At 40.5% G+C, this 22,781-nt stretch carries 16 protein-coding genes; 7 read left to right on the top strand and 9 right to left on the bottom strand.

Features of this window, described 5'->3' with window-relative positions; all coding sequences use genetic code 11:
* From AAGC65_RS09260 to AAGC65_RS09235, 6 genes are all read left to right on the top strand, one after another.
* The coding region (locus tag AAGC65_RS09260; protein WP_343112160.1) for an amino acid adenylation domain-containing protein at positions 1 to 2,672 on the top strand (2,672 nt) is incomplete at its 5' end.
* Positions 2,673 to 2,688: 16 nt separating this feature from the next.
* Positions 2,689 to 3,465 carry a 4'-phosphopantetheinyl transferase superfamily protein gene (locus AAGC65_RS09255; RefSeq protein WP_343112159.1) on the top strand — a complete coding sequence of 259 codons (777 nt, stop codon included), beginning with the start codon at positions 2,689 to 2,691 and terminating at the stop codon, positions 3,463 to 3,465.
* Positions 3,466 to 3,682: 217 nt separating this feature from the next.
* Positions 3,683 to 4,681 (top strand): alpha/beta hydrolase-fold protein, encoded by a 999-nt coding sequence (locus tag AAGC65_RS09250; protein WP_343112158.1) that lies wholly within the window; start codon positions 3,683 to 3,685, stop codon positions 4,679 to 4,681.
* A gap of 67 nt (positions 4,682 to 4,748) precedes the next feature.
* Entirely contained in the window at positions 4,749 to 6,389 is a 1,641-nt protein-coding gene (locus AAGC65_RS09245; protein WP_343112157.1) for a cyclic peptide export ABC transporter, read from the top strand.
* 98 nt (positions 6,390 to 6,487) lie between these two features.
* Positions 6,488 to 7,219 carry a prohibitin family protein gene (locus AAGC65_RS09240; protein WP_343112156.1) on the top strand — a complete coding sequence of 244 codons (732 nt, stop codon included), beginning with the start codon at positions 6,488 to 6,490 and terminating at the stop codon, positions 7,217 to 7,219.
* Positions 7,220 to 7,593: 374 nt separating this feature from the next.
* Positions 7,594 to 8,133, top strand: a complete 540-nt coding sequence (locus AAGC65_RS09235; RefSeq protein ID WP_343112155.1) for a DUF697 domain-containing protein — start codon at positions 7,594 to 7,596, stop codon at positions 8,131 to 8,133.
* A 51-nt stretch (positions 8,134 to 8,184) separates the two neighbouring features.
* Here the strand turns inward: AAGC65_RS09235 and AAGC65_RS09230 are convergent, their stop codons facing one another.
* From AAGC65_RS09230 to AAGC65_RS09205, 6 genes are all read right to left on the bottom strand, one after another.
* Entirely contained in the window at positions 8,185 to 8,910 is a 726-nt protein-coding gene (locus tag AAGC65_RS09230) for an alpha/beta fold hydrolase (protein WP_343112154.1), read from the bottom strand.
* Positions 8,911 to 9,693, bottom strand: a complete 783-nt coding sequence (locus tag AAGC65_RS09225; RefSeq protein ID WP_343112153.1) for a MerR family transcriptional regulator — start codon at positions 9,691 to 9,693, stop codon at positions 8,911 to 8,913.
* A 107-nt stretch (positions 9,694 to 9,800) separates the two neighbouring features.
* Complete coding sequence (locus tag AAGC65_RS09220) at positions 9,801 to 10,463, bottom strand: head GIN domain-containing protein (protein ID WP_343112152.1); 663 nt, start codon at positions 10,461 to 10,463, stop codon at positions 9,801 to 9,803.
* Between the two features lie 620 nt (positions 10,464 to 11,083).
* A complete protein-coding gene (locus tag AAGC65_RS09215; RefSeq protein WP_343112151.1) occupies positions 11,084 to 16,354 on the bottom strand; it encodes an OmpL47-type beta-barrel domain-containing protein in 5,271 nt (1,756 codons plus the stop codon).
* A gap of 279 nt (positions 16,355 to 16,633) precedes the next feature.
* The gene (locus AAGC65_RS09210; protein ID WP_343112150.1) at positions 16,634 to 17,395 is read right to left on the bottom strand and encodes a helix-turn-helix transcriptional regulator; all 762 of its coding nucleotides are present in this window, start codon (positions 17,393 to 17,395) and stop codon (positions 16,634 to 16,636) included.
* A 425-nt stretch (positions 17,396 to 17,820) separates the two neighbouring features.
* The gene (locus AAGC65_RS09205) at positions 17,821 to 18,711 is read right to left on the bottom strand and encodes a bestrophin family ion channel (RefSeq protein ID WP_343112149.1); all 891 of its coding nucleotides are present in this window, start codon (positions 18,709 to 18,711) and stop codon (positions 17,821 to 17,823) included.
* Positions 18,712 to 18,921: 210 nt separating this feature from the next.
* Here AAGC65_RS09205 and AAGC65_RS09200 point away from each other — a divergent pair, with 210 nt between their 5' ends.
* Positions 18,922 to 20,229, top strand: a complete 1,308-nt coding sequence (locus AAGC65_RS09200) for an alkaline phosphatase family protein (RefSeq protein WP_343112148.1) — start codon at positions 18,922 to 18,924, stop codon at positions 20,227 to 20,229.
* Positions 20,230 to 20,312: 83 nt separating this feature from the next.
* Here AAGC65_RS09200 and AAGC65_RS09195 read toward each other — a convergent pair whose 3' ends face one another.
* From AAGC65_RS09195 to AAGC65_RS09185, 3 genes are all read right to left on the bottom strand, one after another.
* Entirely contained in the window at positions 20,313 to 21,299 is a 987-nt protein-coding gene (locus AAGC65_RS09195; protein ID WP_343112147.1) for an alpha/beta hydrolase, read from the bottom strand.
* A gap of 163 nt (positions 21,300 to 21,462) precedes the next feature.
* Positions 21,463 to 21,615 carry a hypothetical protein gene (locus tag AAGC65_RS09190; protein WP_343112146.1) on the bottom strand — a complete coding sequence of 51 codons (153 nt, stop codon included), beginning with the start codon at positions 21,613 to 21,615 and terminating at the stop codon, positions 21,463 to 21,465.
* Positions 21,616 to 21,896: 281 nt separating this feature from the next.
* Positions 21,897 to 22,766 (bottom strand): MBL fold metallo-hydrolase, encoded by an 870-nt coding sequence (locus AAGC65_RS09185; RefSeq protein WP_343112145.1) that lies wholly within the window; start codon positions 22,764 to 22,766, stop codon positions 21,897 to 21,899.
* Positions 22,767 to 22,781 lie beyond the last annotated feature (15 nt).

Genomic DNA, 22,781 nt, shown 5'->3' with positions numbered 1-22,781 from the left:
GTGAGGTGAGCCTTTTGCGGGATGCAGAATACGAGGAACTGGTTTACGGACGAAACGAGACGGGGCGAGCTTATGATACGGGAGCCACGCTGAGCAGGCTGTTTGAGGAACAGGCAGCCCGGACACCGGATGCGGTAGCGGTGGTTTACGAAGGAAAGCGGCTGAGCTACCGGGAGCTGAATGAGAAGAGCAACCAGTTATCGCGATATATCCGTGCGGAATATGCAAGCCGTGTAGGATTGGAGTTTTCGGCAGGGACGCTGGTGGGATTGTATGTAGACCGTGGATTGGAGCTGGTGATCGGGATCCTTGGGGTGTTGAAGGCGGGCGGGGCGTATGTACCGCTGGATATCGGATCTCCGCAGGACAGGCTGGATTATTACCTGGAAGACACGGGCGTGGAATTGTTGCTGACGCAGCGGAAGCTGGTGGAACAAGGTCAGGTACGGCTGCCGGAAGATAAGGTGGTTCTGATAGATCAGGACGCGGAGTTGTATGTTACCGAACAGAAGAGTAACCCGGGAAGTTTGAGTAGCCCGGGCGACCTGGCCTACGTCATTTACACTTCGGGCACAACCGGCAAACCTAAAGGTGTAATGATTGAACATCATAGTGTGGTAAATCTATTGATCAGCTTAACGGAGCAATATGGTATCACGGCTGATGACAGGTTTCTGCTCCTATCAAATTATGTTTTTGATGCGTTTGTTGAGCAAATGGGATTAGCCCTTGTTTCCGGCGGCGTGCTGTTTATAGTGAGTCAGCATGCTTTGACAGATAGTCATAATTTGGAAAATTATATTAAAGATAACGGCATTACCCATATTCATTCAACCCCATCTTATCTGAATACAATTGATCCGCACAAACTCTCATCGGTAAAAAGAGTAGTATTTGGAGGAGAGTATTTATCAAAAGCAACATTTGATAAATATAACCTTGGAGGCTTTACAATTATCAATGAATATGGCCCTACGGAAACTACCATAACCGCATTGTTTTCATTTAATACCAACCATTTAAACGGCCCCAAAATCAATGGTACGAAAGCTTATATATTAAACCAGGCTATGGTTCCGGTGCCGGTGGGTATTATTGGTGAGCTATATCTGGGAGGCGCGGGTGTAGCGCGGGGCTACCTTAACCGGGAAGAACTGACAGCAGAACGTTTTGTGCAGAATCCTTTTGCTACTCCGGAAGACAAAGCAAATGGTTATACACGTCTTTACAAAACCGGCGATATGGTGCGTTGGCTTGCTAATGGCTATATAGAATACCTCGGAAGAAATGATGACCAGGTTAAGATTCGCGGTTATAGAATAGAATTGGGGGAAATAGAAAATGCGATACTGGCGCTCAAGTTTATTAAACAATGCTGTGTATTGGTAAAATCAACAAAAACTCAAACGGATAATATCAAATATCTGGTTGCCTATTATGTACCAAACCAGGGTGAGCTTAATCATGATCAGGATGCAATTGCTGCAGCACTGGCGCTTTCATTGCCTGAGTATATGATACCGGCGGTATTTGTACCCCTTGAAGCTATCCCGTTAACGACGAATGGAAAAGTGGACCGGCACCGTTTGCCGGAACCGGTACTGACGGCACCAAACAATGAATATGTTTCACCTGCAACACCAACAGAGGAAATGCTGGCTGGCATATGGCAGGAGGTATTGGGACTGAAAAAAATAGGCATTACAGACAATTTCTTCAAAATAGGAGGGAATTCCATCCTGGCCATTCAGGTATCGTACCGGATGAGTGAGGCATTAAATGCCAAGGTCAAAGTTTCCGATGTTTTTAAGTATAAGTCGATTGCAGGCATTTTGACTATGCTTCAGGACAAAACTGACGCTTATGAGGATTTGGTAAAAGCTTACAGTCAGCACTATGATTCGGTTTTGCCTGATCTTATTTTGATACATCCGGCAACAGCGGGCTCTGAAGTTTACCAGGGTATGGCAGAGCAGCTGGCAGGTATGTATAATTGCATAGGGATAGATAATTACAATCTGCTCAATACAAATCAAATAGGTAACCTAAATCAACTGGCCAGCCATTATTTGTCAAGCTATGAAAAGGGCTTTTCGTTTAAAGAAACGATCTATTTATTAGGATGGTCTTTAGGCGGGCAAATCGCGCTGGAAATGGCAGCCATACTGGAAATCCGGGGTTATACCCATATTAAGGTTATTCTGTTAGATACTTATCTGAGTTATTTTAACGATGCCGGCGAAAATGATAATTACAATAAGGAAGATCCGGATCATTTATTGCACATGCTTAAAGAGAATAATTATAGTGATGAGCACATTGCCAATGTGATTGCCGCTTTCCAGAGCGATCAGCAATTGGCTTCCTCCCCGATAAGTTGTAACCTGAGCCATACACAAGTAACTTTATTCAAGGCTACTCAAAAGGTAATGCAAAGTGGAGAATCCGGAAATGCTGATTTGACTTTAGGGGCTTTGGGATATACAGAGGCTAATAATGTAGATCTGGCGGCAGAGAATGTGGAGGTGATAGCACTTGATTGCAACCATCTTAATATCCTTTCGACAAAAAACGAGGTGATAAATAGCTACCTGTTATCCGGAAAACTTAACAGAAGGGCTGCTTTATCGACTCTGCAAAGTATAGAATCAGATAGTCTGGAAATAAAGTAATAAACTTAACTTAGATATGCCTGTTGTAGTATGTAAATTTATAGGGCCTGTTATACCAGAGTCGCCATCTTTACTTCCACCACTTACCCGGCAAGCCGTACATGTATGGTCTTTGTGGTTACCGTTAGTTGATAATGAAAAAATAATATCCGTGTTAACTCCGGCAGAAATAGCAAGAGCCGTATCGTATCATCAGGAAGCGGATAGATCACGTTTTATGAAATCAAGGGCATTAGTGAAATTACTAATTGCCGACTATCTTGATCTGGATGTTGCAGATGTGGTCATAACTACAGGAACAACTCAAAAGCCTGACATTGAATCCTGTAGTAAGACTTTGCAATATAATATCTCTCATTCTGGCGATCTGACTTTGGCGGCTATCGCTTATTCAGCTGTAGGCGTAGACGTAGAAAAAGTGGATCCCGACTATCAATATGAAGATGTATTTAATATTTGCTTTAACCGGCGCGAAATAGATTTTATAGGTGATACAGGTTATGTAGGTTTCTATAAATTATGGACGATGAAGGAGGCGATCGTTAAATTTACTGGTAAAGGCATAGATGATAACATGCAGTATGTACCATCATTGGATGGTACATACACTGTTGCAGAAAGTATAACGGAACAGCATGTACAGGTGTACGGATTTGAGCCCCGGAAAAGTTACATTGGTAGTGTATCGTGTACAAACCTCATTAATGAGGTGATGTTTTTTGACGCTCGCAGTTTTCTGAGAGAGTATTACAGCGGGCATCCGGTATGGGACAAATCGTTTACAGCTATTTAGAGAGAGATTAATGAGAACTTTATTTGCATGTTTCTGCTTATTAAATTCCGATTCGAACTAAAATAATTAAAAAAATAGATGTTGATAATATTTATAAGATCATGCTATTATGCGGTCTGGGAACTTATAAAGATATACCTATTATAAAAAATAAACCAGTGAAAGCAATCATTTATTAAAAAATAAGTAAATATTAAGTATTTTTATACAAAAAACCATGACCCTTATCAACTATCACTTAAGAAAGCTCGTACTATGCTTAATTAGCCTGCTATTGGCAAGCTATGCCATAGCTCAAAAAAAAGATCAAGGAAATACATCGACTATCGATAAATATCCGGAGGCAAGAATACCGAACTCTGCGGTAATAGATATGTATTCAAAACTTACCGGCGATACTCTCCGAATATCAATCCTTTTTCCGCAGGGATATAACGCTGATAGTACTAAAAATTATCCGGTAATCTACTTAACAGATGCCAATTTTAGCTTCGCATCACTTACACAGATATTACAGGTATTGCAAATGGGACAGGACAGCCAGAACGGGCAAAATAGCAAAGGTGTACTGCCCGTTAAGCGTCGGGACTTGCTGCTGGGGGTATTGCAAAAAAGCAATGATGTTCAGCCATATATTCCGGATGCCTTTGTGGTTGGTATTGGCTATAAAAGTACCATGCAATGGGCGGTGCAACGGTATTGGGATTTAACTCCTGTTGAGGATCCATCCATCCCTACGAAAACCGGAGGAGCATCTTATTTTCTTCAGTTTATTAATGAGGAACTTAAACCCATGATTAAAAATCGCTTTCATGCCTCTGGCCCTGCAACTTATGTTGGCCTTTCCCTTGGAGGCTTATTTGGCCTTTATGCTCTTTTTAACCAACCTCAATCCTTCCAGAATTATATCATTGGCAGTCCCTCTTTGTATTATGGTAACCGTGTTATCTTTAAATACTTTGATGAATTTAAAGCAAAGCACAATGATTTAAACGCGAGGGTTTTTATGTCGGTAGGAAGTCTTGAACAGCCAAATACGACTGCTGATACCTTTCATATGATTGATAATTGGAAGATATTGTCCAATAAGCTGCTTGATCTGCATTTTACCAACCTACATCTTAACAGTATCATGTTTCCTAACGAAACTCATCTTTCCGTAGGCTCTATAGCCTATTCTACAGGCCTGCGTTTTATTTTCCAGCAAATCGACTAACCAAACCTGGTTTGACCAATGACCAATACTGAAGAACAATAACACATAGGCGGAACAAAAAATATCTATGGATAACCAGATTCTATTAAATTTTATCAAGCGGGAATCAAAAGATGAATCATACAAAACCATTTTGGCAATGACAGCCATATCTGGTTTAGCTAATGCTGCACTTTTAGCCGTTATCAACTACTCCACTTCAAAAATCGTAGAGCATTCTTATAATGTAAAGCTAATACTTGTATTTACAATCGTTTTCCTTATTTACGTTATCACCAAAAGCAGGGCTCAAAAGCTTACTGCTGTTTTTGCCGAGACCGTGGTATTTAACGTCAGGGAACGGATTGTGAAATATATGATCAATACCGAATTACAAGAATTTGAAGAACTTGGAAGGGCTGAGATCTATACCCGGCTGACTAAAGATACTAACGAGATCAGCGGCTCCGCCTCATTGATAGCTAATGGGGTTCAGGCAGCAATACTGGTGTTCTTCGCCATTATATATTTGGGCTTTATCAATTTAACCGCGTTGATCATTACTATTATAATGCTGTCAATAGCCATATCCAACTATTTTGTCAGCAGTAATAGAATACAGGGTGAAATTAGCGAAGCAACCGCATTGGAAACCGTTTACTTTGAAAAGCTGGATGAGGTGACCGGTGGATTTAAAGAGATAAAACTTCACCAGGAAAAAAAGAAAAATCTTTTCGACGGAAGGCTACAATCCGTTTCTCAGGAATTAAAGGACAAAAAGATTGTCACATCGGCAAAATTATCATTCTACTTTGTTTTCGCGCAGGCATTTTTTTATGCCCTATTGGGAGCAATGGTCTTTATAGTTCCGGTAATTGATGGTCATGTATTAAAAGATCTTGCCAAGATAACACCTACCATATTATTTATAATTATACCGTTGGGGGAGGCTGTTGGAACATTTGATATTGTAAACCGGGCGACAGTAGCCGTTTTTAATCTTAACCAGATTGAAGAACGTCTTAAAGAAAATGCCTTTGGCTCTGCGGAAAATAAAGAGGTTAATGGAATATTTGAAGGTTTTGAAACTATCCGGTTAAACCATTTACGCTTTGGTTATTATGATTCACAGGGTAAGGAGCAATTTGGCATTGGCCCAATTAACCTGGAAATAAAGAAAGGAAGTACCATTTTTATTGTAGGGGGGAACGGTAGCGGAAAATCTACACTTGTACGGTTAATGACCGGTTTGTACCAGCCTGATCAAGGGGAAATTTATGTTGATCAACAGATGGTTGGTGAGGTTAATGTTCAGGAATACAGGGAGTTATTTGGTGTTATTTTTGCGGATTTCTTCCTGTTTTCAGAATTATATGGTGTAAAGGATGTAAATGAGAAAAGCGTACTGCAAATGCTCAAGCAAATGCAGCTTTCTGAAAAAACAGGCTATAAAAATGGCTCATTTACTCAACTTAATTTATCAACCGGGCAGCGGAAAAGACTGGCCATGATTGCTGCGATGCTCGAAAATAAGAGTGTGCTTGTATTTGATGAATGGGCGGCTGATCAGGATCCGGAGTTTAGGAAATATTTTTATAATGAGCTCATGGCAGAGTTCAAGGCACAAGGTAAAACCGTTATCGCCATAACACATGATGACCAATACTTTGACAGGGCTGATATAATCTATAAAATGGAGTATGGCCAATTTAATGAATTTACAGTCTGACAATAAATTTTAGTATAGTGAGTCAAAGAAAAATTAATATAATCATCACACTGCTCGTAATATTACTAGTTGTAGTAATTTACTATAATCAGATAGTAATGATCAATGGGCCTGGAAAGGCCTCCATCGTATTTAAACCATTTTATGGTGGAATTGATAAAAAAACAACTTATGGAGAAGGGGTATATTTTATTTGTCCCTGGGATACCAGTTATCAATTCAGTGTAAGGGAGCAGGCCGTTAACGACACGCTTTCAGTGCTGGTAAAGGATGGAGTGAACGTAAGGGTAAGAGTAAATTATAGATATTATCCCATAAAAGACAGTCTTCCTGTTATTTTCAAAAGGTTTGGTGCGGATTATCTGAGCGTTTTTGTAAAGCCGGAAGTATTGTATGCGGTAAGGGAGCGGGTATCGGGTATGAAACCAGAGGAGATTTATTCATCCAGACTTGCGCAGCTGAAAATTGAAGCAAATGAGAATTCACTACGCAGGGTATCACAAGGGCATATAAGAATTTCAGATGTCCTTATCCTGGATATCAAGCTACCTCCTAAAGTTACCGAATCCATTGAAAATAAGCTGCGGGAAGAGCAACTCGCCAAAGAATACGACTTTAAGATCACTATTGCCCAAAAAGAAAAAACAATAAAAACAATAGAGGCACAGGCCATAAAAATATCCGAAGAGACCATCGGTAAAGGTTTATCTGACAGATATCTTCAATTTAAGCAAATTGAAGCTTTGGATAAATTGTCAAGATCGTCTAATGCCAAGACTGTTGTAGTGCCCAACGGCTCAAAAAATCCATTAGTGGTTTCGGGGCAATGATCAGGCATATAATTGGCACAGTTATAATTAATAATAAATAACAAAATAATTAATTCTAAAAAAAGAAAAAATGATCGTTATTTTATCATATCTCATTTTGGCCGCTATATGTGGTTTCCTGGGCAGTAAAACCCGGATTGGATTTTGGGGATGCTTTATCTTAAGCCTTATTATTACACCTTTGTTGATGATTATACTACTTATATTATTTAAAGAACCATTGAATAAACCCAAAGCTGAAGGGTAGAATTATGGGTAAGCCGGATTAGCTATATAAATCATACAGCTCTGTATAATATGGTCAAATACACGCAATTATTCTTGCTACCCTGAAGCGGCAAAGGTAAATTTGATTAAACTTTAAAAATCTTACTATGAGTACAGAAAAAAACAATGTCCTGGATGATGACAAAGAAGTTCTTGGTGAAAAGGTAGCAGACCTGAGAACTGACGGCGCCAGTGAAGAACAAATTAAGGCAGAAGCAGTAGTACAAAATTATATGCTTTGGACAGGTGCTGCAGGTATTATTCCGATGCCGCTGGCAGATATTGCCGCTATTAGCGCGATACAACTGACAATGCTGAAAAAAATTGGCGAGATATACGATTTTAGATTTAGTTCAAACTGGGGAAAATCGGTTATTTCAACCCTTACCGGAGCATACGCTTCAACTGCATTAGGGCACGGTATCGGCAAGGCGCTTTTACGCAGTATCCCTCTGGTAGGCGGTATTACATCTATTCTTGCTCTCCCTGGTTTCGCGGCAGCATCTACCTGGGCATTAGGTAAAATTTTTATTTTACACTTTGAGTCAGGAGGTACATTGCTTGATTTTGATCCCGTAAAATCAAAGGATTATTATACATCACTTGTAAAAACTAAAAGGGCTTCATTAGCAACAAAAACCAAATAGTTTTTAATAAAATAAGAGAAAGACGGGTGATTTATTCCCCGTCTTTTTTATTTAATCATTGTTTATAACGGTAGTAATCAGGCGTGAAAACCGGAAAGGATATTGGCTAATAAAAAGATGATGTCCTTCAAGTTCATAAAAAGAAGTATGCCCCAGGGTTTCTTCCTTCCAGCTTTGAATATGCTGCTGCAAAATTTCGTCACGGTTCCCATTGATAATGACAAGGGGTAGATGTAGCTTTTCCCGATAGTAGCTGTCGGTTGATTCATAGAGCTCCAGGTCGTTTCGTAAAATAGGTAATATATAATCCATCAGGTCCTTTTCTGCAGCTACCTCTTTGGATAAACTCCCAATATTTTGAAAATAATTAATTAAAGCTTCGTCGGATAGTTTTACAAGTGCTTTTTTAGATGTTAACGCTGGTGCCCCATGCCCCGAAAATATGGCTTTGTATGGGTATAATAGTTCTTTTTGGCTAACCGATGTGTGTAGCATGGCAAGCCCTACTACAGCACCAATGCTATGCCCATAGAGCACCACTTTGCCGGGAGACAAATCATTCACCAATGCGCGATACTGATCAATGAGGTTATCCACCAGGACTTGCATGTGATTAACCAGCGACAGATGTCCCAGGTCTCCTCTGCCGGGATACTCTAATGTTTCAAACAAAATATTGGGCGGAAGTAGTGGAGCTAAAAAACTGTAACAATAGCTGTTAGCTCCCGCATACGGTAATGCCAGTAGTAATGTTTTGTCCCGATTTGGTCTATACATTTAAATAACAGTAGCTATCTCGAATTTTATCGTCAGCATCAATCGTAAACAGGCGCTCATAAAGTCATTATACTTACCAAATAATCCTGAATCTATTTGTACACTTTTCTCTTCGCTTAGCTGAAGAATAAGGCCCTGTATGGTATTCTCCCTAAGCTTTATCAGAATTTCGAAAAACATTGGATTTATAATGCCGGTTTCCTGAATAATCTCTATACGGGTTTTGCTGAGATATTTAATGATGATATCAGTAAACGATATCGATACGAAATTATTAAATTCGAGTTGCCCGAAATCGATACCTGACCGTTCTTCTTTTATCAATTGCTCATTATAGATATAAACACCGCCTTCTTTATTACAAAGCAATGCGATGTGGTTTTTATTATGCAATATCTCGGCAAGCAACAGTACTAATCGATCAAGAGTAACACTATTTAAAGAGATTCGGGCTTCACGCCGTTTAACTTCAAAAAGCGTTTGTTCATCGATTTTTTCATTCAGATAATCTTTAAGCTTTTTTATTTTGATAAGTGGGAATCCCAATTGCCGTAGTTCATAAACAATATTGAGCCAAACAAAGTCTACAAAGGAGAATTTATGCCAATTGCGGCTATTTGAACGCTCTCTGAGCATGAGTCCGCTCGTTTCCCAACTGTTAATGGTTCGGTAAGAAATACACAGATCATTTACGGTAAGTACAGGATTAAATATTTTATCGCAAATGCCAAAAACCTTGAAGATGTTCTCCACATTGTTTTTTAGGAATGATGCTCCAAACATGTTGGTAATTCAGGGTTTAATTTTGATCATGAATGTTATTAATGCAAATGCTTCAGGTAGTTGGTGTAAGCCAATTACCCGAAGCATTTCCTTTGACAAAACAGAATTTATTTAACGTGAATTACTTTACCCGAACCGGTTATTTTGGAGGTTACGGTAGGGGTGCCGCTGTAATATACATCGCCGGAACCCGAAATTTTAATATTGAGAGTATTGGTAACATTTACCTTAATATCACCTGATGCTGATATTTTTAAGGTGGCATCTTGTGAACTCAGATTAGACAGAAGCATATCACCTGAGCCGCTTACGGTTAGGTCATCTGATGATACAGAACCACCATTTATAGCGATATCACCACTGCTATTTATTTTTGCTTCTAAAGTCTGACCTGTATAACTGGCCAGTGATATATCCCCGGAGCCACTTTGCATCAAATTAAGATCGTTAGATTCAATAGCCTGGCTTGAACTAAAATTACCTGAGCTGAATACTGAAATCCCGTTTATCTCGGGTGCAGAAATTGCTATGCTTACTGGCAAATGAGGCGGGGCTGGGCGAGAATAACTGATGACCAATTGGGAATCAGTTACCTGTACAATAATGATGTCAAGTATAAACTGTTGTGCTGATACAACAATACTAAAGGGGCTTTCTTGTTTAAAGTCAATGTCGCCATCAATTTTATTAGCAATTGATGTAAAGCCAGACTCCGGATAACTTTTTGAAATAATAGGCTCCGTAGAAGGAGCGATTTGTGATGTTGTCATATGATAGTGGTTTAAGGTTATTATTATATAAAGGTAAGCTTGTTTATGATAAATATCAATAGTAAATAATATTTAATGGATAGATTTTTAATCGAGTCCATTTGCAACGCATAGGATGATGGTCTGGAAGTGCTGATAGACTACGTTAATATCATTTCGTTAAACAAAAAAAACATTATTGTGTGCGAAAACCGGAAGAGGATATATTTAGTGTAACGCAATATCGATCTGTTCACATTGGGAACAGATCGATATGGTCCAATAATATGATTTCCTTTATTAATTATCTATTTCAGATAGTTAATTTTAGCTTAACATAACGCTGAAAGTTGGTAGGCTAAAGCAATTGAATCAATATCGCCCAGCATCTTAAAATAAGCATCCCATTCTGGTCGCTATTTCCAAGTTGAATGTTTGTGTTGGGTATTACGCAAATAATCAGGCTTCAGTAGGTTGTTAACATTTGTCGGTATTTTGATGGCGCGGCCATTGGTCAAAATTCTCCGGGCACTACTTTTAGGGCCTACAAGAGCTTATTGAAAAAGGCATAATAGAAAGCAAAACAGGAACTCTGATTTGATTATTAATATCTATAATAATGGTGGTTTTTATCAGCCAAGTTACTGAACCAAAAATTTCGTATCCGTAGTTCCCGATGAAGAATGAGTGTTTATGATATAAATTCCTTTACCTAAAGTATTATTTAATGCTATTGAAACTACTGCGGAACCATTGCTATCGGTCATGATTTTTTGCGTTTGCTGTAGTCTGCCCATCATGCTGGTAACCGTCAGTGTTACGTTATCATTTTTGCTAAAACCATCTATTTTAACCGAAAAATTGCTTCCTAAATTCGGATTCGGGTATACAGTTATTTTTTTCGGCGTATTTGCCCCTTGTTGGTCAAGGAGGCGATTTTGCTGCGTTACTGCTAACGTTGGCTGCCCGGTATTCGTCTGGAATATTTCGATACCACAGATACCAACCCGGTTAGCCGTCGGGTCGAATTTAATATCCAATGATCCATCGGTAACTGTAGTTTTAAAGTCCTTAACTATGGCACTTCTGTATCCCACTTCGCCAAAGATGTCAAAATTGGTTAAGACCGGCTGGTTTTCCATGTTGATGCTAAACACGCGCTGTCCGGCAGATGTCCAATAGTTTTCAGTAAAGTGCATCCGTACCATATAATCGCCATTCGGCATGGGAATCGCATATCGTGTCTCGGCCAGGTCTGCTGCTGCCGATAAATAAGTTTGGTATAATGAATCAATATCTGTTGCTAAAATAGGTGAAGGAACTGTCTGCTGATCTAATTTAATAGAACCCTGCCGGTACGGTTTATCAGCCTCGTAAACTTTGCCCGCTATGGTCATAGCAACATCAGCGCCGCCCTTTATCCTTTTTACTAATCCAACAGTTGATAATGCATTATTTCCTATGCCATACAATGGAATGCGGAGTGGAGAAGCGGCACTATTATAATTAACTAATAACACCGCGTTTTTAATGCCCACAGTGCTTGGTACAAACTTAACATTTAACGGGGTGCTGGCTTGTATGGCCAGGTTATTCGTTTTTAGTGTACCCATAGCAAACTCAGCAGCGTCAGGTCCTGATATTTGTACGCTTTTGATGGTAATCGGCGAATCAGTTGTCGAATCAGGATAGGTTATTCCCATGTTCTTTAACGTTATCGGAACGGTAGTAGTAGTCCCAGTCATGGCAGCGCCAAAGTTTATGTCGGAGGTTGGCAATGCCGCCAGGTCTGAATAATGAAGCGAACCAGATTCTGGTTTTATATTTTCTACATAGTATATGTTATCCTGATAATCATAATTGGTAAATGGTGTACCCAGATAATCGCAATCCAGGAAGTATGCGTTTGGTATAATATTCCCGTTAGCATCCATCGCTTTCAGGAAGCGTATACCTATCAGCCCCTGAAAGTTTTTTGTCCGGTCTGATGACGATGATCCGATCTGTATTCCGAATGAACCTGTTGGTGTAAAAGAACCTTGCGCAAGTGCAGTTGTTGATCCCTGCAGCCGCGGCAAGACAGATTGTCCATCCAAAGGATTATGCGTGAACAAGGTAGTTAGTTTGGTAGATCCCTTCACGAAATATTTAAATGATTCCGTGGCAGCGCAGCAGCCATGATAGGCAACCATTTGCCTAACTGTTACCGGCTTACTCGGATCGGCAATAACAAAATAAGACTGGATTACCTCACTCGAACTCGGTACCCTTGTAGTTCCGCGATTACCATTATCATCATGCCCATATCCCACTACACTTGTAAAACCAAAAGCAGTAATTACCTGCTGGGCATAAGGTTCGTTCGTACTTTCACCCGCTATTTGCCATAGCCCCACAAGCTTTATTTTCTTTACAGGCGCTATACTATCAGAACTTAATACAGTTAGTGTATCATTCAGGATAGCCAATCTTGATCCGGCATCTTTGGCTTTAAATTGAATGGTGATGTCTACAAAATTTTCCGGAAATATTCTTACAGGCAAAGTCGCCGTGGTATCCGTTCCTATTGATACGATCTTCCACGATGCTGTGTTTGATAAGGTTAACCCTGATATTTTCAATTTCCCTATCCCCTTGTTATTTATCCGGAGTTTTACCCTATCATGGTTGGCGTTATAAGGTGTAGTATCCGGGTCTGTACGACGCCAGGGTTGCTGTATCAACGAAAATAAAAGCCTGTCATTTGCCGGAAACCCGTCCATGTTTTGAACATACATGTATGAGCCTTTCAAATTTTCGGGCGCAACTACAAAGGCTGTGGGGTTTATAGTGGTTTGATTGTTATTAGCGTCAACAGCTTTTACAACCATACTATAATTTCCGGGTGTTGTAATGGTGAAAGGCGTTGTATAATTTACAAATGCCGCGTTGTTTAAGGAGTACTGCAATGTGGTAAGACCCGTTCCGGCATCATTAGCGTTGAGAAAAACCTGTGCCTGTGTGTCGTATGCTCCTGTAGAGGTAAGTACGCCTGCTAATCGCATACCTGCTGTTGGCGATGTGGTATCCTTAACCGAGTCGGCCGCTGCAATAGTTATGTAGTTTAATTTAGTATTTGTACCACCTGTTGGATCGATAGTTAACTTACCGTCGGTAACCTGTACTACGGCCACACCAGTCAGATGTTTCTTCGCGCTTGATGGCACAAAGTCCGACACTACAGGGAAGCCTTCCGCATTTAGCTGGTGATCGCTGTCGTAGTAGTTGTCATCGCCAGTGCCGATAGTTACCCTGTATTTGCCGTTTGGCAACGCATACTCCCAATTGCCTGGTGATTGTCCTTTGGTAGTTGCTTGTAACGAAGCAACGCCAAGCAGCTTTTTGTCGGTACTTAAAGTCCGTATGGCCATGTTAAGGGTCATGTCCTTAGGTGCCTTGGTAGTAGGGTCAATCCATCCATAACCCTTAGTGACATCATAAGCCAGCCCGTTATCAGCTGTAAAACCGGTTGGAACGGCTGCTGTAGAAGGGATAAAAGCGATATTGACTGTTTTAAACCCGGCCGGTGCTATAGTAAAATTGGTAGCGCTGGTTATTAGTTGGTTATTATTGGCATCCACAGCTTTAACGGTAACGCTATAATTACCGGGTGTGGTTATATTAAATGGAGCAAGGTAATTGGTATAGGTGCCGTTATTGATAGCATACTGTAATGAAGTAAGACCAGATCCGGCATCATTTGCACTCAGTATTACCTGGGCTTGACCATCATATGCACCAGAAATTTTTTGCGTTCCCGCTAATCTTACACTGGCGGTAGGCGCTACCGCGTCAGCTATTGGATCGGCAGCTGCAATGGTTATGTAGTTTAATTTAGTATTGGTACCACCTGTCGGATCGATGGTCAATTTGCCATCAGTTACCTGCACAACGGCCACGCCGGTCAGGTGTTTCTTTGAGCTCGATGGTACATAATCTGACACTACCGGAAAGCCTTCTGCATTAAGCTGGTGATCGCTGTCGTAATAGTTATCATCACCTGAGCCTACAGTTACCCGGTAGGTTCCATTAGGTAGTGCATATTCCCAGTTACCCGGCGATTGGCCTTTGGTAGTCGCTTGTAACGAAGCTACACCAAGCAATTTTTTGTCGGCACTTAAAGTTCTTACAGCCATGTTAAGCGTCATATCCTTAGGCGCTTTGGTAGTTGGATCTATCCAGCCATAACCTTTAGTGGTATCATAAGCCTTACCATTATCGGCTGTAAAGCCAGTTGGAACGGCTGCTGTAGAAGGGATAAAGGCAATATTGACTGTTTTAAACCCAGCCGGCACTATGGTAAAACTGGTGGGGCTGGTTACCAACTGGTTATTATTGGCATCAACAGCTTTTACGGTTACACTATAATCGCCTGGTGTGGTGATATTAAACGGAACCAGGTAGTTGGTGTAAGCGCCATTGTTTATAGAATACTGTAATGAGGTAAGCCCCGATCCGGCATCATTGGCGCTAACTATTAACTGGGCCTGGCCATCATATGCGCCTGAAGCTTTAATCGTTCCAACTAACCGTAAACTGGCAGTTGGTGCTACAGCGTCAGCTATCGGATCTGCGGCGGCGATAGTAATGTAGTTTAATTTAGTATTTGTACCACCAGTTGGATCAATAGTTAATTTACCATCGGTTACCTGTACAACAGCTACGCCGGTCAGGTGCTTTTTTGAGCTTGATGGTACATAATCTGACACTACCGGAAAGCCTTCTGCATTAAGCTGGTGATCGCTGTCGTAATAGTTATCATCACCCGAGCCTACAGTTACCCGGTAAGTTCCATTAGGCAAAGCATATTCCCAGTTACCCGGCGATTGGCCCTTGGTAGTGGCTTGTAATGAGGCTACGCCAAGCAGTTTTTTGTCGGCACTTAAAGTTCTTACAGCCATGTTGAGCGTCATATCTTTAGGTGCTTTGGTTGTTGGATCTATCCAGCCGTAACCTTTAGTGGCATCGTAAGCCTTACCATTATCGGCTGTAAAGCCAGTTGGAACAGCTGCTGTAGAAGGTATAAAAGCAATATTGACTGTTTTAAACCCGGCTGGTGCTATTGTAAAACTGGTAGTGCTGGTTTCTATAGAATTATTATTGGCATCGGTAGCTTTTGCTTTTATATTGTAATTACCGGGTGTATTGATGACAAACGGAGGCTGGTAATTGGTATACGCCCCATCGTTTATAGAATACTGTAATGAGGTAAGCCCCGATGCAGCATCAAAACTGCTAAGTATTATCTGTGCCTGGCCGTCATATGCACCAGACAGTTTAACAGTTCCCGCTAATCTTAAGCCCACAGTAGGTGCTACCGCATCGGCTATGGGATCGGCAGCGGTGATAGTAATAAAGTCTATTTTGCTATTAGTACCACCGGTAGCGTCAATAGTAAGTTTGCCATCTGTTACCTGTATCACGGCTACGCCAATGAGATGTTTTTTACTACTCAATGAGATGAAATCTGATATCACCGGCATACCTTCAGCATTTATCTGGTGGTCGCTATCTATATAATTATCATCGCCAACACCAACTGTTACCCGGTAGGTGCCATTTGGTAGTGCATATTCCCAATTTCCGGGAGTCATGCCCTTGGTGGTGGCCTGCATTTGTGCTAAACCTCGAAGGCGTTGATCGGCACTCAGTGTTCTGATAGCCATATTGAGGGTCATATCCTTTGGCGCCTTTGTGGTTGGATCTATCCACCCAAAGCCTCTGGAGGAATTATAAGCCAAACCGTTATCGGGGGTATAGCCAGCCGGTGCTGTAGCGGTTGAAGGTAAAAAAGCTATAGATACAGGAGTAAAGGGATCAGTTTTTTCTGCTTTGTTAAGTCCGGCCAGTGCAACGCCAGGACAGGTTAGCATAAGTAATGCAAATACTATTTGCAATTTAATTAACCGCTTAAAAATCAGGGACATTTTGTTATTGCTATGTGATAAAGTTCATTAAAACTAACAAAATGAATTGGCTCTGAATTATAGCATAAAAAACTGTACCGAAATTGTATAACAGTGTGAATAATAGTTCACTAAAAATAAATTCTATAGCTTAAAGGTTAATATGCAGAGGCTTGCAGACCTGCATTATTAAGGTTCTGTGATGGGGTATAAGGATCATCCCACAAGCATTAGATCATTAATGAATCAGATCATTTTACTGTCAATAGCGTAATGAAGCGCTTCCGCCATATTACTAACCTGTAACCTTTCAAATATTCGTCTTCGATAGTATTTAACTGTATCAGGAACAACAAAAAGCATTTCCGCAATTTCATTTATAGAAAATCCACGGGCGTGCAAATGCAATATTTCTAACTCTCTTTTACTAAGTTGAGGTTTTAGTGATTTGCGCCAAAAACCATTTGTTATATCCAGTTCCCACCTGTCCGGGCTACCTTGTTTATAGATATAAACATTACCGGCCTTTTTTTGATGTGATATGGATACGATACACATGGCCTTCCATACTTTTTTATCTGCGTTAAGAAATAGCGGTGTAAGTTTGTGATTAATAAGTAGTTGTTTGCCGTCTTTACGGGTCAGGTGGAAATCGTAGGTGATGCCATACAGCATCCGGTCGCCCGGCGGCAGTTTGTCGTAAAAATCAAATCCGGCGTTATTGATAATGGTCAGCAATTGCAGATCAATTTCAGGAACATTTTTGAAATAGAACTCGTAACCCATCGTCAATACTTCTTCAGCTGAATACCCGCATAAAAACAGGGGATTTTCTGAAACGTATTCAAACCCCATTTTTTCATAATCGATAACATAAACGCTTTCGTAAGTCAACCGCGAAAAGGATCTGATCACTTCCAGATAATTATCTAATTGTGCATGTTCAGTAGCCGAAGTTGGTTTGATCTTGCTCCTGGTGAGCAGGCTCGAAAAATCTTTAGTATCCATAATGTGGTTAAGCACTAAAATACAAATCTACACGCAAGTGTAGGAGCGATAATTCATTTAATCCGGAGTTTCGTAAAGGTATAGGCTTAGATTGATCAATTAAAGTAGACGAAACATCCTTTGAATAATAATAAAACAACAAAAGATATGGAAAGAAACAAGGCGATAATATTCACTTTTAGTGTTATTGCAATAATTTTAGGTGTAACATTGTTCAAGCAATTTGACTTTGAAAATTTAAAGTTTGAGAAAACAGGATTAGCAATTGTTTATATAATAGTTTTCATCTTCGCGATTTTTATCCTGGTAAAGAACTTAATAAACAAAAAGCAACAACCAACATCCCGGAATTAACCATTGAACGACATCTAAAAAAGCAGCCGGAGCTACCGGCTGCTTTTTTAGGTTACCACCTTGATTAAATCTTACATAAGATAATAAGATTCTGGTTGTGCCGGCGTAGGTGGCACAACAGTTCCATTCGTCATTTCCCGTAAGTTGCTTTCAATGGTCCTGCTCAAGGTTGTTGTTGGCGTATCAGTTGGTTTGTTCTCAAAGGGATCCTGCATCAATATTGCTGTGCGCTCAATACAAATAAACAATACCGGAATAACAAAGGTGAGCGCGACTTCTACAAACTTTGAATTATCCTCCAGGCCAAATGGTAAAATGGTCATCAGCACATAGATAATAAAATGAAGCATTACACTATAAGAGCGGGGAAACACTGTATTCTTAATGCGCTCGCATCTACCCATTGAATCACAAAGCTTTGTGATAGTGGCATCAATTTGTACCTGTCTGTTAGGATCAATGTTAAACTCCTCCGTGGCTTTAGCCAACAGCTGGGTATGGCGGCTGAGCAAATAATTCGGGAGGTTTAATGTATTTATATCATTTTGCTGAACATATTCTGCAACAACACCGGAAAAAGGCAGTTTGCGCAGGCTTTGCGATAAGGCATGGCACCATATTATTTGCTGATTAGTGAACACACGGATATAGGTTTGGCCTGATTCATTATTCGGAAGAAACTGCTGCACCTGCCTGATCAACGTCCGGCTATCGTTTACAATAGCGCCCCATACTGTTCTGGCTTCCCACCAGCGTTCATAAGATTGAGAAGTACGAAAGGCAAGCAGGAGCGCGAGCAGCGTACCAACAAACGAAGATACAGCCAAAGGAATGCTCACCGATTTTAAAATCCAAAAATGATCAAATGTTCCGGCTAATACAGCATAAATAGCAATGGCAATTACATCCAACTTGATTTGGTTGATGAAGTAAAATATAGATAGTCTTTTATTAAGCAGCATGTTTGAAATTATTAATTTTTATTGAATATCTGTAGTTATTATTATGTTGAATGAGGTTTTATTAGAAGATTTGAAGCCAATTCGTAAATCGGAATAATTACGTTAACTATAATATCATAAAAAGTTAACATAATTACGGACAACTTTGCCCGGCTCATTATTCCTGATCACAGATCAACATAAACCCCGCGAGAGCGGATGACAATAACTATGAAAAAACAATTATCAATTGCACTCCTGGCCTTGTTTTTAACAACAGGGCAGCTAATGGCGCAGACGGCCAAGCACGTTATCTTTATTACCATTGATGGGTTTCGCCCGGATTTTTACCTTGACAGCGAGTGGAAAACGCCTAACCTGCATGCCTTGATGAATGACGGGGCTTATGCTAAAGGTGTAAACAGCGTATTCCCTTCCATGACCTATCCATCACATACCACCATTGTTACCGGTGTGCAACCTGTAAAGCATGGCATATTTTTTAATAACATATTTACTCCCGATGGAGCACCGCAACAGCCTTACTGGCAGGATAGTTCTATTCATGCACCAACCATCTGGAAAGCGGCTAAAGCAAAAGGCATGACTGTAGCTTCGCTTTACTGGCCTGTATCTGCCGGTGCCCCGGTAGATTATAACATTCCAGATATTGGCGGCCTTGGTGATGGGGTTCGCGAGCAATCTTCTTTACCACAGGGTTTTTATGCTGAAGTGAAAAAAGAAGTGTTTGGCGGCGTTGACAAGATAGATGCAGGAAAAAACCAAAATATAGCCAAGATTGCAGCTTATGTAATAAAGAAAAGCAAACCCGAACTAATGACCATTCACGTGTTTTCTGTTGATGGTGCTGAGCATGCTTCGGGTCGTACCGGAACACGTGTACAGGAAGCAGTGGCTGACGCGGATGCCGCTGTAGGTATTATAGTTGATGCCCTGAAAGCAGCAGGCATATGGGAAAATACGGTATTATTGGTAGGGGGCGATCATGGGTTTTATGATGTTAAGGAATCTATCTCGCCTAATGTATGGCTGAAAGAAGCCGGATTGATCACCGATTTGAAAACGGGCGACTGGAAAGCGCAATTTAACGCGGTTGGCGGCTCTGCTTACCTGTATCTGAAAGATCCTGCTGATAAAGCCAGCGCCAATAAAGTAAAAGCGATACTGGAAGCACAGCCCGACAGCGTGAAACAATATTACCGCATCATTAGCAAAGAACAATTGAGTAAAGGCGGTTATAATCCAAATGTTGCTTTTGCTATTACGGCGGAGCATGATGCTTCATTCGGTAATGCCAATATGGGTGTTGCGGTAAAGCCTGGTAAGGGTGGTACGCACGGGCATTTCCCTGATACAAAAAATATCCGCACCGGCCTCATAGCTCATGGCCCGGGTATTCGCAAAGGTGCTGTAATAGAAGAAATGAACTTGCGCGATATGACGCCGATAATGGTGAAACTTCTGGGTATTCCGTTCCCGAAAGTAGATGGAAAAATACCGGCAGGATTATTACAATAATTGAAGATGCGTTCTGACGCTTTTAAAATAAAACAGGCCAACAGTTATTGCTGTTGGCCTGTTTTATTATTGCAGGAATTGTATTATTTCAAGCTGTTCTTGATAACTAAAGCTGCTTGTTGTATAGCTACTTTAATTGATGGTATTTCAGCAATAGGATTTAACATTCCGTAATCATGTATTAGGCTGCCATAGCGTGTAAGTGTAACGGGTACGCCGGCTTCATCAAGCTTGCGTGCATAAGCTTCACCTTCATCTCTTAATACATCGTTTTCGGCTGTTTGAATCAGAGCAGGGGGTAAACCTTTTAACTGATCAATAGTAGCCTGTAAAGGAGAGGCATAGATCTCTTTTCTCTTAGCTGCATCGGGCAGGTAATTGTCCCAAAACCATTTCATCAGGTTTTTTGATAAAAAGCGGCCATTAGCGAAAAGGGCATATGATTCTGTATCAAAACTGGCATCGGTTACCGGCCATAACATTACTTGTAACTTAATGTGCGGGCCTTTTTTATCTTTAGCCATTAATGCTGTAACAGCTGTCATGTTACCGCCAACGCTATTACCAACTACCGCCAGGTTTTTCCCGTCAACACCTATTTCTGCACCGTGGTCTGCTACCCACTGTGTAGCTGCATATATCTCATTGATTGCTGTAGGGTATTGGGTTTCTGGTGATAGGGTGTAATCCGGGAATACTGCAACAGCGCCGCTTTCAACCACCAGGTCTCTAACCAACCTTCTGTGAGTAGGGTAGTCACCAAGAACCCAGCCACCTCCGTGAATAAAGATGAATACCGGAGCATTTTCTTTTACACCTTTAGGTTTGGCGATGTAGATTTTTACATCATATCCGTTTTGCGAAATGGTACGCTCTGTTTCGTCAATGTCTGAATAGTCAAAACTTACGGATGCTTGTGCGCCAATTAATACCTGACGGGCATCAGCGGGGCTAAGTTCTTCAAGTGGCTTACCACCTGATGTGTTCAATGCTTTTAAAAATGGTCTGATTCCGGTAGCTATCCAAGGATCGTCTTGACCCTGATATGGTCTTTCCTGTGTTTGTGCCATAGTAGTATTAGTTTTATATAAATAGTGTTACCAAAAATAGTAACTGATATTTATATCTGTGCTAAAGTTGTTGTCGTAGTTGTTGTTTTTTAAACGAATATTAAGAAATTTTACTTTCAAAAGATTTAAATGATTGTCTTCTGAAAATATTTTAAGTTTAAAGCTAATTTATGGAAGGCGTATCATACCCCCCCAGCCATTCATCTGATAGTTGTTCGGAACACGAAAACATGCCAATGGCAAAAGCAATTTGGGGTATCAGCGGAATTACCACCTTGGGGTTGACTGCTGCTATTTTTGCAAATAATGTATTCATAGCTGTTTTGTTTCTTCAAAATTATTACGGAAAAGTCAGGAGGTTCTTAATAAATATTAAGAAATAGATTTCTTAATGTAATTTTTAATAACCGATTGATTATTAATTGTTTAATATGTTGTTTTAATAGCTATTATATACTGTAAACAATTAAAAAGACTAACCCAAAACCTACTTAACCTTTAATGAAGAAATGGCGAAGCGCTAAAGGTTCAGAGTACGTTAAAAAAGAAACAGCTTCCAATTTGGAAGCTGTTTCTTTTTTAAAATGGCAATGGTTATTAAAGTTTTACAGTCTCACCTGTTTTTGGGATATGCAGACTATCGCGAAACTTGGTAGTAGACAGAGTTAGTTTTAAAACAGATATTGGTTCTACATACATAGAAAAAGTAGAGTGATGCACCGGAATAATTTTACCAGGGTTCACTACATTGGCAATGTGTAAACAATCAACTGAGTTTAATCCTCTGCGACCCAGGTTTCCGTCTGAACCCACAGCGCCCATATCCGGTATCAGCAAATCAATTTTTCCGTATCTGGTGTAGCCATCCAACTCATTAAACCATACGGTATCACCAGTCCAGTAAATACGGTAAAGCTCCTGGCCGTTACGGTACTCAATGATATAGCCATTACCTTTTCCTAAAGCAGTACGTAAGGGGTCATTAGCTGCGTGAACAGCTTTTACCGCGATGATCTTCAGGCTTTCATTTCCTTTTTTCATTGTGGTGCTGTCACCCCAGTTCAAACCATTAATGTCTTTAAAGCCCCATCCCTCAAAGGCAGCGTGATTCGCTTCCGGGCCAACCAGATGTATGCCTTTATCCAGTTTCTCGATAGCTTGCTTATCGATATGATCCTGGTGGGGATGGCTGATCAGTAACATATCTATATTAGCCATATCAAAAGGTGCCGGGGCAATCAATCTGGTAATAGGTGCACCCATAACCCCGGTGGTAGGGTGTTGTTTAATTATAAAAGCAGAATCGCCTTTAGGGCTCAGCATAGGATCTGTGAGTATTTTAAAGCTACCCAGATGTAATACGTAAGTTGGTCCGCCTATCCATTGCATTGTTTTACGGCTTTGAGCATATGAAATCTGGAAAACTAAAACTAGTAGAAGAGCCAAAAGGCTTTTAATATTTTTCATTTTGAAAGGTTTTAA

Origin of the sequence: Mucilaginibacter sp. (assembly GCF_039207105.1) — a bacterium.
GTDB lineage: Bacteria > Bacteroidota > Bacteroidia > Sphingobacteriales > Sphingobacteriaceae > Mucilaginibacter.
The sequence above is the reverse complement of the archived record's forward strand: the minus strand, read 5'-3'. Positions and strand labels throughout refer to the sequence as shown.